At 71.2% G+C, this 11,562-nt stretch carries 13 protein-coding genes; 7 read left to right on the plus strand and 6 right to left on the minus strand.

Annotation, left to right across the window (positions count from 1 at the left end):
- The first annotated feature begins 6 nt into the window (after positions 1-6).
- Genes VJT49_RS01455 through VJT49_RS01465 form a run of 3 tightly spaced genes read left to right on the plus strand, consistent with a single transcriptional unit; the run spans position 7 to position 2,217 of the window.
- Positions 7-483: a low molecular weight protein-tyrosine-phosphatase gene (locus tag VJT49_RS01455; protein ID WP_324162311.1), complete on the plus strand. Its 477-nt coding sequence runs from the start codon at positions 7-9 to the stop codon at positions 481-483.
- Complete coding sequence (locus tag VJT49_RS01460; protein ID WP_324162313.1) at positions 480-1,334, plus strand: fructosamine kinase family protein; 855 nt, start codon at positions 480-482, stop codon at positions 1,332-1,334. Before VJT49_RS01455 ends, VJT49_RS01460 begins: the two co-directional genes overlap by 4 nt.
- 4 nt (positions 1,335-1,338) lie before the next feature.
- The gene (locus VJT49_RS01465) at positions 1,339-2,217 is read left to right on the plus strand and encodes an SURF1 family protein (protein WP_324162315.1); all 879 of its coding nucleotides are present in this window, start codon (positions 1,339-1,341) and stop codon (positions 2,215-2,217) included.
- Here the strand turns inward: VJT49_RS01465 and VJT49_RS01470 are convergent.
- The 5 genes from VJT49_RS01470 to VJT49_RS01490 all read right to left on the minus strand — a co-directional run bounded on the left by VJT49_RS01470 (position 2,165) and on the right by VJT49_RS01490 (position 7,521).
- Positions 2,165-3,022 (minus strand): cobalamin biosynthesis protein CobD/CbiB, encoded by an 858-nt coding sequence (locus tag VJT49_RS01470; RefSeq protein ID WP_324162317.1) that lies wholly within the window; start codon positions 3,020-3,022, stop codon positions 2,165-2,167. The genes VJT49_RS01465 and VJT49_RS01470 overlap by 53 nt on opposite strands.
- A gap of 87 nt (positions 3,023-3,109) precedes the next feature.
- A complete protein-coding gene (nudC, locus tag VJT49_RS01475; RefSeq protein ID WP_324162319.1) occupies positions 3,110-4,117 on the minus strand; it encodes an NAD(+) diphosphatase in 1,008 nt (335 codons plus the stop codon).
- The gene (locus VJT49_RS01480; RefSeq protein ID WP_324162321.1) at positions 4,114-5,499 is read right to left on the minus strand and encodes a pitrilysin family protein; all 1,386 of its coding nucleotides are present in this window, start codon (positions 5,497-5,499) and stop codon (positions 4,114-4,116) included. Before VJT49_RS01480 ends, nudC begins: the two co-directional genes overlap by 4 nt.
- Positions 5,500-5,636: 137 nt before the next feature.
- Positions 5,637-6,923 (minus strand): pitrilysin family protein, encoded by a 1,287-nt coding sequence (locus tag VJT49_RS01485; RefSeq protein WP_324162323.1) that lies wholly within the window; start codon positions 6,921-6,923, stop codon positions 5,637-5,639.
- Entirely contained in the window at positions 6,910-7,521 is a 612-nt protein-coding gene (locus VJT49_RS01490; RefSeq protein ID WP_324162325.1) for a TetR/AcrR family transcriptional regulator, read from the minus strand. The genes VJT49_RS01485 and VJT49_RS01490 overlap by 14 nt, the downstream gene beginning before the upstream one ends.
- A 69-nt stretch (positions 7,522-7,590) precedes the next feature.
- On the opposite strand from VJT49_RS01490, the gene VJT49_RS01495 reads away from it, so the two are divergent.
- Positions 7,591-8,310, plus strand: a complete 720-nt coding sequence (locus VJT49_RS01495) for an SDR family oxidoreductase (protein WP_324162327.1) — start codon at positions 7,591-7,593, stop codon at positions 8,308-8,310.
- The gene (locus VJT49_RS01500) at positions 8,307-9,113 is read left to right on the plus strand and encodes an SDR family NAD(P)-dependent oxidoreductase (protein ID WP_324162329.1); all 807 of its coding nucleotides are present in this window, start codon (positions 8,307-8,309) and stop codon (positions 9,111-9,113) included. Before VJT49_RS01495 ends, VJT49_RS01500 begins: the two co-directional genes overlap by 4 nt.
- Positions 9,114-9,226: 113 nt before the next feature.
- Here the strand turns inward: VJT49_RS01500 and VJT49_RS01505 are convergent, their stop codons facing one another.
- Positions 9,227-10,102 (minus strand): RDD family protein, encoded by an 876-nt coding sequence (locus VJT49_RS01505; protein WP_414635776.1) that lies wholly within the window; start codon positions 10,100-10,102, stop codon positions 9,227-9,229.
- Positions 10,103-10,122: 20 nt separating this feature from the next.
- Between VJT49_RS01505 and VJT49_RS01510 the strand changes: the two genes are divergently transcribed.
- Together VJT49_RS01510 and VJT49_RS01515 are read left to right on the plus strand one after the other, a co-directional pair.
- Positions 10,123-11,130 (plus strand): stage II sporulation protein M, encoded by a 1,008-nt coding sequence (locus tag VJT49_RS01510; RefSeq protein WP_324162332.1) that lies wholly within the window; start codon positions 10,123-10,125, stop codon positions 11,128-11,130.
- 54 nt (positions 11,131-11,184) lie between these two features.
- Positions 11,185-11,421 carry a hypothetical protein gene (locus VJT49_RS01515; protein ID WP_324162334.1) on the plus strand — a complete coding sequence of 79 codons (237 nt, stop codon included), beginning with the start codon at positions 11,185-11,187 and terminating at the stop codon, positions 11,419-11,421.
- Positions 11,422-11,562: the final 141 nt, after the last annotated feature.

Genomic DNA, 11,562 nt, shown 5'->3' on the forward strand with positions numbered 1-11,562 from the left:
GTGGGCGTGACCGACCTCACCGACCTCCACGTCTGCTTCGTCTGTTCGGGCAACATCTGCCGGTCCCCGATGGCGGCGATCGTGTTCCGGCACCACTTGCGGGACGCGGGCCTGGCCGACCAGGTAAGAGTGACGAGCGCGGGTACCGGCCCCTGGCATGTCGGCGAAACCATCGACCACCGGGCGGGGGCGACGCTGACCACCCACGGATACCGCGGGAAGCATGTCGCCGCCCAGATCGACGGCGACCACCTGGGTGCCGACCTGCTGCTCGCGGCCGACACCGGGCATCTGCGCACGCTCCGGCGCAAGGTGGGCGACCCCGGGCGCGTGCGGCTGCTGCGCGAATTCGACCCGTCGGCCGAGCGGGATCCCGAAGTTCCCGACCCGTACTACGGTGGTGAAGACGGCTTCGAAGAGGTCATCGGCATGATCGAACGTGCGATGCCCGGCCTGCTCGGCTGGGTCCGGGAGCGTCTGTGAAGGCCGCCGAAGCGGTCGAACGCCTGCACGGCGGCGAAGTGACCGACCTGCGCGCCAGCGGTGGGTCGGTCTTCCTCGCCGTTCTCGCCGATGGCGAGGTGGTGGTCGCGAAGCGGGGCAGCGGTGCGGGCGCGACCACGGCCGAGGCGGCCGGGCTGGCCTGGCTCGGCGAGCACGGTGACGTGCGGGTGCCCACCGTGTACGGCCACGACGACGAGTGGATCATCCTGCGGTACGTCCGGCCGGGTGTGCCGTCGAAGCGGGCCGCCGAAGAACTCGGCCGCGGGCTGGCGAGACTGCATCTGCGCGGGGCGCCCGCGTTCGGCAGCCCACCGCCCGGCGGCCCGGTCGACGCGTGGATGGGCATGGCGCCGATGCGCAACCAGGCCCATCCGGATTGGCCCACCTTCTACGCCGAGCACCGGATCCGGCCCTATGTCCGGATGTGCCTCGACCAGGGCCTATTCACGACGGAAGAGGCCGCGACCTTCGACCGCCTCGGCGAACGCCTGCCGGAACTGGCCCCGCGGGAACCGCCCGCCCGGCTGCACGGCGACGCGTGGAGCGGGAACGTGCACTGGTCGGATGACGGGGCCTGGCTCATCGACCCGGCCGCGCACGGCGGGCACCGGGAGGGCGACCTGGCCATGCTCCAGCTGTTCGGCACTCCCCAGCTGGACCGCATCCTGGGCGCCTACGCCGAAAGCGCCGAACCCCCGCTGGCGGGCGGCTGGCGCGACCGCGTCGAGTTGCATCAACTGTTCCCGCTGCTGATGCACGCCGCGGTGTTCGGCGGCGGTTACGTGCGGCAGGCCCTGAACGCCGCCCGAAAGTCCTTGCGCCTACCGTAGAAGCGTGCGGCTGAACACCTTCAAGTTCCTGTTCCGGCCGAGCTGGCTGGCGCTGGTGGGCGGCGTGCTCGTGTTCGCGTTCGCCTGCTTCTACCTGCTTTCGCCGTGGCAGTTCAGCCGCAACACCCAGCGGGAGGCCCAGAACGACGCCATCCAGGCATCCCTCACCGCGGATCCGAAGCCGCTCGACGAGGTGCTGCCGCCCGGCGTCGCGCCGGACACGAAGACGGAATGGAGCCGCGTCACCATCACCGGCACCTACCTGCCCGGGCAGGAGGTGGTCGCCCGGCTGCGCACGGTCCAGGGCGAGCCTGCGTTCGAGGTGCTGACCCCGCTGCGCACCACCGGCGGTCCGATCGTGCTCGTGGACCGTGGCTACCTCAGCCCGGGTGATCACGGCGTGGTGCCGCCCTACGCGGCTCCGCCGGCGGGGACGGTGCAGGTCGAAGCTCGGATCCGGGCGGACGAGACCGACCCGAAGAACCGGGACGCCTTCGCCGACGCCTCGACCGGTGGCCGGTTGCAGAGCTACGCCGTCGATTCCCGGGTGGTGGCCCGCTCGAGCGGCCTGGCCATCCGGCCCGGCTACTTCCAGCTGGACGAGAACCAGCCCGGCGTGCTCAACGCCCTTCCGCTGCCCCAGCTGGACTCCGGACCGTTCTTCTCCTACGCCCTCCAGTGGATCGCGTTCGGCGTGATGGCGCTCGGTGGTCTGGTGTACTTCACGGTGCGCGAACTGAAGCCGGGCGGCGTGCTCGCCGAACGGGCCGGCCAGCCGAAGCGGCGCCGCAAGTCCGTCGCGGAAATGCTCGCGGAGGAGGAAGAGACGGCTACCGAGACCGACGCCGAAAACCGAGCAGAACAGCCAGCACCGCGGAACTGAGCGCGGTCAGCGAGCCGATCACTCTGGACAGCTCCACCGCGCGCGTGACGTGTCCGGCGTCCGGGTTGCGCCCGTCACCCAGCACCGGCCGCTCCTCCAGCCCGTGCGGATAGACGGCCCGGCCGCCCAGCCGGACCCCCAGCGCTCCCGCGAAGGCGGCCTCGACGCGGCCGGAGTTCGGGTCCGGATGCGCGATGGTGTCGCGCCGCCACGCCCGCCACGCCCCGCTCGCGGACCCACCGACGACGGGCGCGCCGGCGACGGTGAACGCGGCGGCGACCCGGGTGGGCGCCAGATCGGCGAGCGTGTCGAGAGTGGCCACAGGCCGTCCCAGCCCGCGCAGCGCGGCCAGCGCGCGGGACGCGATCAGCCCCGGGATTCCGGCGACGGCACCCCAGAACAGCGGGCCGACGACGGAGTCCGACGTGTGCCGGGCGACGGACTCGACCGACGCTCGCGAGATGCCGATCACATCCAGGCTTTCCGTCCGTCGCGCGTCGAGCGTCGCGAGCCTGCCGCGCGCGGAGGCGAGTTCGCCTTCCTCCAGATCGCGCGCGAGCGATGTGCTCCGCACGGCCAGTTCCGTACCACCGAGCACGGCCCAGGTGGTCACCGCCGTGCCGGCCGCCTGCAGCACCGGCCGTTTCCGGCCCGCCCGCTCGACGCACACGCCGGTCAGCAGGGCGGCCCCCGCCAGTAACGCTCCTGACCGGCCTTGGAGAAGCCGGCCGAGGTGTTTGTGTTCGCCGACGACTCCGTCCGCGGCCGTCCCCAGCAGCAGTCCGATCGCCCGTGCCGCACTCACCTGACGCAGACTACCCACGCGTCCCCGGCCCCCTTCGATCAGCTCGCCCGGCTGACCGTGACAAAAGCCGTGAACCCCCGTCCCAGGTCAGGCTCCCGATTCCGCGTAAGCCCAGGCTTCGAGCATCACCCGGGCGATCGACGAGTTACCGGGAAGGATCATCGTCGACGCACCACCCGCGATGGGCACCGGCTCACCATCGGCCTCGAACGCCGCGCTGACTTCGGCCCGCGACACCCACAGTGCCTCTTCGATCTCGCCGTCGGCGGGAGTCAGCGGCCGCGAGGCGTCGGCGCGCGCGGTGAAGCCCAGCATGATCGAACGCGGAAACGGCCACGGCTGGCTGCCGAGATAGCGCACGTCCCACACCTCGGCGCCGGCCTCCTCGCGGACTTCCCGGACTACGCAGCCTTCCAGGGACTCGCCCGCCTCGACGAACCCCGCGAGCACCGAGTACCTGCCCTTCGGCCACACGGGCTGGCGGGCCAGCAGCACCCGCTCGCCGTTGACGCCCACATCGTCGTGCACCAGGCAGATGATCGCCGGGTCGGTGCGCGGGTACTCCTCGTGCCCGCACGAATCGCACTGGGTCGCCCAGCCGAACTGGATCCGGCGAGTGCGCGAGCCACAGCGGGCGCAGAACCTGGCCCGCCAGTGCCAGTGACGCAGCGCCTGCGCGGTGGTGAACAGCCCGGCGGCGGTGTCGTCGAGCATGTCGCCGTACGCGCGCAGGTCCACCCAGAGCTCGTCGCCGACCTTCGGGATCTGTTCCCGAAAACCCCAGCTGCCGCGCGCCTCCATCAGCTCGGGCTCGCCCTCGGGGCCTCCGGGCATCGACCAGTAGTCCACGTCCTGCCACTCGCCGAGGAACACCGCGTCCTCCGGCGGGGTGTCTCCGAAGCCCACCCCCTTGCGGGTGGCCAGCGATTTCTCTCCCTCGCGAACAGGCGTCCGTGCCTTGTCGTCCAGCAGCACGACCTGGGCGGTGGCCCAGCGAGCACGCAACCGCTCGGGGTCGGCGCGCAAGGTCTCCTGACGATCCACAGTGGACCGGGAGAGGGTCGGCGACTTGGCGAGCCGGAACGGAACGGTCATCGGACTGCCGCGTCTCCCACGGTGAACCCGCCGAGCGCGGCCAGCCTTGACGTGAGGCTCGCCGCGTCGCCGACTACCACACCGGTGAACCGCGTGGGCGCGAAGAAGTCCAACGCGGCCTGGGCGATCTCCTCCGCCGTGACGGCGGCGAGGCGCTCGGGATGCCGGGCCAGCCACTCCACGCCGAGCCCGTTCGACGCCAGCGCCGACAGCTGACCAGCCAGCCCCGCCTGGGACGAGGTGGAGATGACGAGCGAACCGACCGCGTACTGGCGCACCGAGGCGATCTCGGCGCCGTCCGGCGGAACCAGGGCGAGCCTGCCGAGTTCGTACCGGGTTTCCAGTACCGCGGCGGCCGTCACCTCGTTGGCGGTGTCCGCGTCCACGCCGAGGGTGGCGGTGGCGCCGGTGAATTCGAACCCGGAGTGCGCGGAGTACGTGTATCCCTTGTCCTCACGGATGTTTTCCACCAGACGCGACGAGAAGTACCCTCCGTAGGCCAAATTCGCCAGCTGCAGCGCGGCGTAACGCGGGTCGGTGCGCGGCAACGCCTGCGCGATCAGCCTGATCTGGGACTGCACAGCGCCGGCCCGGGGCACCAGGAGGACGTCACCGCCGGAGATTTCGGGCAGTGCGAGCAAGGTGGACGCCGCCCGGTCGGACCGCCATCCGCCGAGCGCCCGCTCGACGTCGGCGACCGCGCCGTCCGGGTCGAGGTCGCCGACGAGCACGAGCACCGAGCCACGCGGCAGCACGGCGTCGGCGTGCAGCGCACGGACCGCCTCCGGCGTCACGGCCTTGACGTCCTGGGGCTGCGGCATTTCCCGGGTCGCCGGGTGATCGCCGTAGACGTGCTTGAGCAACGATTCCCGGGCGATCACCCGCGGCTGAGTGCGCGAAACGGCTAGCCGTTCCACGATCCGGGCGGACTCCCTGGCCACCTCACCGTCCACATAGGACGCTGACGTGAGCGCGTCGGCGAGCACGTCCAGCAGCGTCGGCAGCCCGGTGGACAGCGCTGAGCCGTTGAAGGACAGCCGTTCCGGGTCGAGGAAGGCGTTCAGCTCGCCGCCGATCAGCGCCAGCTCCGTGTCGATCTCGACCCGGTCGCGCCGCTCGGTGCCGGTGAGGATGGTCTCGGCGAGCACCTCGGCCGTGGCCGCGTGCAGCGGGTCGGTGCCGCCGAACGGAATCCGCAGCCGGAGCTCGATCATCGGCACGTTCGCCTTGCGGACCGCGAGCACCCGCAGCCCGTTGCCCAGCACGGTGTCCACATGGAACAGTTCGGCGACCGTACGCTGCCCGCCGAGTTCCGGCACCGGACGCGGCCCTGCCGCGGTGTGCCCGATGTCCTCCGCCGTACGGTGATCCGTCGAGGTCACTGGTTTCTTTCCTCCGTTATTTCCGGCGGCCTGCGCGCAAGCGGAAACGCGGAGACGGACCTCCGGCCCGCCTCCGCGTTTCCGCATCCACAGGCGCGCGCTCAGTGGTCATCTTGGGTGCCGCCAATCCGGCCAATTCAGTTTTCGCCACGCTTTTCGGGCTCGACAAGCAGCACGGCCCGCGAGTCGGGACGCAGCGCGGCCGCGGCGGCCGACACGTCCTCCGCGGTGACCGCGGCCATCCGGTCGGCCAGGCGGTACATCAGCGACGGATCGCCGTGGAGCAGTTCGAACGCGCCGAGCCCGAGCGTGCGCGACACCAGCCGGTCGTGCTCGGAGTGCAGGCTCGCGCTCCAGCGCGCGGTGACCTTGGTCAGCTCCTGTCCCTCCGGCGGGGTCGCGGCGAGCTTCTCCAGTTCCTCGTCCAGCGCGCTGAGCACTCGCTCGGGCGCCACGTCCGGCGCATGGAGGGCGGTCACCGAGAAGGTGTCGGGGTCACGCGCCTCGAAGGGACCGAACAGCCCCGCCCCCGCGCCGACGTCGGTGACCAGCGGCTCACGGTGCACCAGCCGCTGCTGAAGCCGGGAACCATCGCCATCGGTGAGCACCCCGGCCAGGACCAGGTTGGCCAGGTAGGCGTCCAGCTCGTTGATCGGGTCCGGCATGCGATAGCCGACGGCGAGCGCGGGCAGCGGCGCGTGCGGGTCGACGTGGTTGCCGCGCACCTCACCGGCGGGCGGCGGCTCGGCGAACGAACGTTTCGGCGGCGCAGGGCGGTGAGGCACGTCGCCGAAATGCTTCTCGACCAGTTCGCGAGCCTGGTCGGGCTCGAAGTCACCGGCTACCGTGAGCACCGCGTTCGCGGGCGAGTAGTAGGTGTCGAAGAAGGCCGCGCAATCGTCCAGTGTGGCCTGTTCCAGGTCGGTGAAGTCGCCGTAGCCGTTGTGCGCGTTCGGGAACGTCCGGTACAGCACCGGCGGGAGCAGGATCCACGGGAACCCGCCGTAGGGCCGGTTCAGCACGTTGAGCCGGATCTCCTCCTTGACCACGTCGATCTGGTTGGCGAGGTTCTCCTGCGTCAGTTTCGGCGCCCGCATGCGGTCCGCCTCCAGGAACAGCGCGCGCTCCAGCGCGGCCGCGGGCAGCACCTCGTGATAGTCGGTGTAGTCGGGATGGGTGGACCCGTTGAAGGTGCCCCCGCTCGACTGCACGATCTTGAAGTGCGCCAGCTTCTCCAGGCTCTCGCTGCCCTGGAACATCAGGTGCTCGAACAGGTGCGCGAACCCCGTACGCCCCTCCGGCTCGGAGCGGAAGCCCACGTCGTAATGCACGGCGACGCCGACGACGGGAGCTGTCCCGTCCGGCGCGAGCACGACCCGCAGGCCGTTGTCCAGGGTGAAGCGACGGTTCTCAGGTGCGGCCATGCGCCCCACCATACGGGGAAGTGGCGAGCAGGCGCGCGATCGCGTCGCTGATCTGCCGGGCGAGTTCGTCATCGATCGGGGCATGGTGGGACAGCAGCCGGTACCACATGGCACCGAAGGCGAAGTCGACGACGAGCGGAAGCGGGACGTTCTCGGCCAGCGTGCCCGCCTCGACCCCGCGCCGCAGGATGTCCCGTAACGCGTCACGGCGGGGGCCGATCACCGTGTCCTGCAGGCGTTTCGACAGCTCAGGGTCACGCTGGGCGTCGGCCATCACACCGACCAGGGCCGGCCCGATGAGCTCCCGGTTGAGCTTGAAGGTCACCTTGAGCACCACCTCCACATCGCGCAGCGTGTCGCCGGTCTCCTGAAACAGCGTGGCCAGTTCGCGCTCCCGCAGGTCGACCAGCGCGTCGATAAGGATGTCCGCCTTGTCCGGCCACCAGCGGTAGACCGTCTGGCGGCCGGCGCCCGCCTCGTCGGCGATGCCCTTGATCGTGAGCTGCTGGTAGCCATCGCGCTCGCAGAGCAGGAGCGCGGCGTCCAGGATCGCGCGTTTGGCCTCCTCGCTGCGGGGGCGTCCCCGGGTGCCGGTCATCAGGTCACTTTACAAGTCACTGTGCCTCGAATATATTTACGAGGCACAGTGACTCGAAAAGGAGTGAACGTGACCGAACGTGTCGTGATCGTCGGTGGAACCTCGGGCATCGGACTGGCCACCGCCCAGCATCTGGTGGACAGTGGGCGCGAGGTGGTCGTCACCGGCCGGGACACCGCCAAACTCGCCACCGCCCTGGAGCGGCTCGGCAAGAACGCCACCGGGGAGGCCGTGGACGCGCGGGACCCCAAGGCGCTCGAGGAGTTCTTCACCGGCATCGGCCAGGTCGACCACGTCGTGGTGACCGCGACCGGCCCTTCGGGGGCGACCCCCTTCGCCGAGCTGACCACCGCGCACCTCCGGGCCGGCCTCGAGGGCAAGTTGGTCGCGCACGCGGCCGTCGCGCACGCCGCGCTTCCGGTGCTGCGCGAGGACGGTTCGCTGACCCTGGTCAGCGCCGCCTCAGCGGGCGCGGCCATGCCGGCCACCGCGCACCTGGCGGCGGTCAACGCGGGTGTGGAAGCGATGGTCCCGGTGCTGGCGGTCGAACTGAAGCCGCTGCGCGTCAACGCGGTGTCGCCGGGCGTCGTGGACACCCCGTGGTGGGACTTCCTCGGACCCGAGGCGCGCGAGCAGGCCTTCGCGGCGCTCGCGTCCGCGACGCCGGCCGGCAGGGTCGGCAGGCCGGAGGACATCGCCTCGGCGATCTCGTTCCTGATCGACAACACCTTCACCACCGGCGTCGTGCTCCGCGTCGACGGCGGTGCGCGACTAGGCTCGGCGGCGTGACGATCCTGATCACCGGAGCCACGAACGGGCTCGGCGCTTACCTGGCCACCCAGCTGGTGAAGGCGGGCGAAGACGTGGTCGCGCACGGGCGGAATCCCGAGCGGCTCCGGCGACTGTCCGAGGAACTCGGGGTTTCGACGGTCCAGGCCGATCTCACGGATCTGTCCCAAGTGGACCGGCTCGCCGACGAAATCTCCGGCCGCTTCGACCGGCTCGACGTGTTGGTCAACAACGCCGGCATCGGCACCGGTCCCGACCCGTCGCGGCGGGAGGAAAGCGCCGACGGCATCGAGTTGCGGTTCGCCGTCAACTACCTGGCCGGCTACCACCTGACCAGGCGGCTCGTACCGCTGCTGACCGCCTCGGCCCCGTCGAGGGTGGTGAACGTGTCCTCGGCGGGTCAGCAGGCGATCGACTTCGCCGACCCGCAACTGACGAAGTCCTACGACGGCGGGCGCGCCTACCGGCAGAGCAAGCTCGCACAGATCATGTTCACCATCGATCTCGCCGGCGAACTGCGCGAAGCGGGCGTGACGGTCAACGCGCTGCACCCGGCGACGCTGATGCCGACGACCATGGTGCGGGAAGCGGGCCGCCGCGTGATGAGCACTTTGGACGAAGGCGGATCCGCGGTGCTGCGCCTGATCACCGATCCGGAGCCGGCGCCGGTGACGGGCGCCTACTTCGACGGCACCGCCCGGTCGGAGCCGGACACGCAGGCGTCCTCCGCGGACGCGCGCGGGCAGCTGCGCACCCTCAGCGAGGCCCTGGTCGCCACCGCACTGGACCGGCGGGCGGGCTGAAACTACAGGGTTAGATCGACTTCAGTCTGGCGATAGCTCCTGGTCGCAACCCTGTGGGTAGTTGGGCGCTTGCGGCATCGCCGCAGGTCGCACTCAGAACTGTCCCTGTAGTACTAAGCCGGTGGGGTGAAAGGGCCGTCCGCGGGCGGCGGGACCGGAGGTGTCACGGGAACAACCGAAGGGGGTTCGGGGGCCTGCCACCGGTCGGGGCCCGGGGGTTGAACCCCCGGAAAGCGCGGCACGCAACCCAGGGAGCGGTCCCGGCGCTCGGCCAGCATGGCTTGCAGGAAGGCCCACGGCGGCACGCCGTAGGGCAACGGCGTCCCGATGCGGTACGCGACTTCCCGGGCCAGCTCGTGGCCGAGCGCATCCCTGGCCTCCGGCCGCAGCTGCGGATAGCGCGCGAGGTACTGCCGCGCGGCCAGCGCCAGATCGTCGGTCAGCGCGGACAGATCCAGCTGCCCGGCCCACGAGGCGAGCGCGGGCGGCATGGTGATCGCCGGCGCCGGGGTGTCCGGGGCGCGATCGGTGATCACCACGGTTCCGGCCAGAAAGTCCCCGACCCGCTTGGACTTCTCGGAGCACAGCGAAACGACGATGGCGACCGCGCTCCACACCAGCACCGGTCCGAAGTCGACGATCACGCCCGCGAGTGCCCTGGTCAGCGCGTGCCGGAACCGGATCGGGCCACCGTCGTCGCGCACCACACGCAGGCCCAGCGCCATCTTGCCGAGCGTGCGGCCGCCGCCGAGGGTTTCGAACAGCACCGGATAGCCGACCCGCACCAGCACGAACACACCCAGCAGGATCGCCGCCGCCTGCGCGCCGTCCTCGACGCCCGCCACGATCACCGCGACGAGCACCACGAGCAGCACGGCGAACTGGAGCAGCAGGTCCAGCGCGGCGGCGACGCCACGGCTGGCCAGCCGGGCGATCCGCAGGTCGAGGACCACGGCCTCGCCGGTGACTAGCGGTTCTGCGGACACCACCCAACTGTAGTCTGGCGGCCATGGACGTGGACCTGTTCGTCGCAGCGCACCGCGCCGAATGGGACCGGCTGGCCGAACTGCTCGACCGGCGCGCCCCGCTGCCCGGCCCCGAGGCCGACGAACTGGTCACTCTCTACCAGCGCGCCGCGACGCACCTGTCGATGGTGCGCTCGACGGCTCCCGATCCCGCGCTGCTCGGACGCCTCTCGTCGCTGGTGACCAGGGCGCGCTCGGCGGTCACCGGCACGCACAACCCGGCCTGGCGCGAGATCGGCCTGTTCTTCTCGCGCCGCTTCCCGGCCGCCGTGTACCTCAGCAGGCGCTGGTGGATCGCCACCGCGCTGGCGACGATCGTGGTCGGTGGGCTGCTCGCCGCCTGGATCGCGCGCGACCCGCGGGTGCAGGCGAACATCGCCGCGCCCGACGAGATCCGCGCGCTGACCGCGCCGGGCGGTGCGTACGAGACGTACTACACCAGCAACCCGGCCGCGTCGTTCGCCGCGCAGGTGTGGACGAACAACGCCTGGGTCGCGGCCACCTGCCTGTTCCTCGGCGTGCTGGCCGGGATTCCCGTGCTGTACGCGTTGTGGGAGAACGCGCTCAACGTCGGTGTCGGCGCGGGCCTGATGTCCGCGGCCGGTCGCCTGGACATCTTCCTCGGGCTGATCACACCGCACGGCCTGCTGGAACTGACCGCGGTGTTCGTGGCGGCGGGCACCGGGCTGCGGCTGGGCTGGACGGTGATCAACCCCGGCCGCCGGTCCCGGGCGGTCGCGCTCGCCGAGCAGGGCAGGGCGACCGCGGCGATGGCGCTGGGCCTGGCCTGCGTGCTGCTGGTGTCCGGGGCGATCGAGGCGTTCGTCACCCCGTCGGGGCTGCCCACCTGGGCCAGGATCGGGATCGGGGCGGTCGCGGAAACCGCTTTCCTGACCTACGTCTTCGTGCTTGGCCGCCGGGCCGCCGGCGCCGGGATCAGCGGCGACGTGGACGCGCGGTACCGCGGAGACGTCCTGCCCGAGGCCGGGTAAGACACGCCGTTGATCTTCCCGGCCCGGCCGGGAAAGCCGTCTTATAGTGGCCCGATGGCGAAGCGTGAGGCCGTGACCGTGTCCGACGAGACGCACGCCCGGGTCGCCGGCCGCACGGCACGGGCGGGCCTGTCCGTGCACGCCTGGGTCGTGGCCGCGGTGGAGCGGGAAGCTTTCCGCCAGCTGTGTGAGCAGGCGAACAAGTGGTGGGCCGAGCACCCCGAAGAGGCCGATCGGCTCACCGAGGACTTCCACCGCCGCCAGGACGAACGTGACTCCTCGGCCGCGTAGGGGCCAGATCTGGACCGTCAAGGGGGTCTGGGGGCTTGCCCCCAGCGGGGGTGTGGGGGCCGTGCCCCCACAAAACACAGTGGTCTGGGGGCCTGACCCCAGCCAGGGTGTGAGGGCCATGCCCCCACAAAACACAGTGGT

Origin of the sequence: Amycolatopsis sp. (assembly GCF_035276945.1) — a bacterium.
Lineage (GTDB): Bacteria > Actinomycetota > Actinomycetes > Mycobacteriales > Pseudonocardiaceae > Amycolatopsis_E.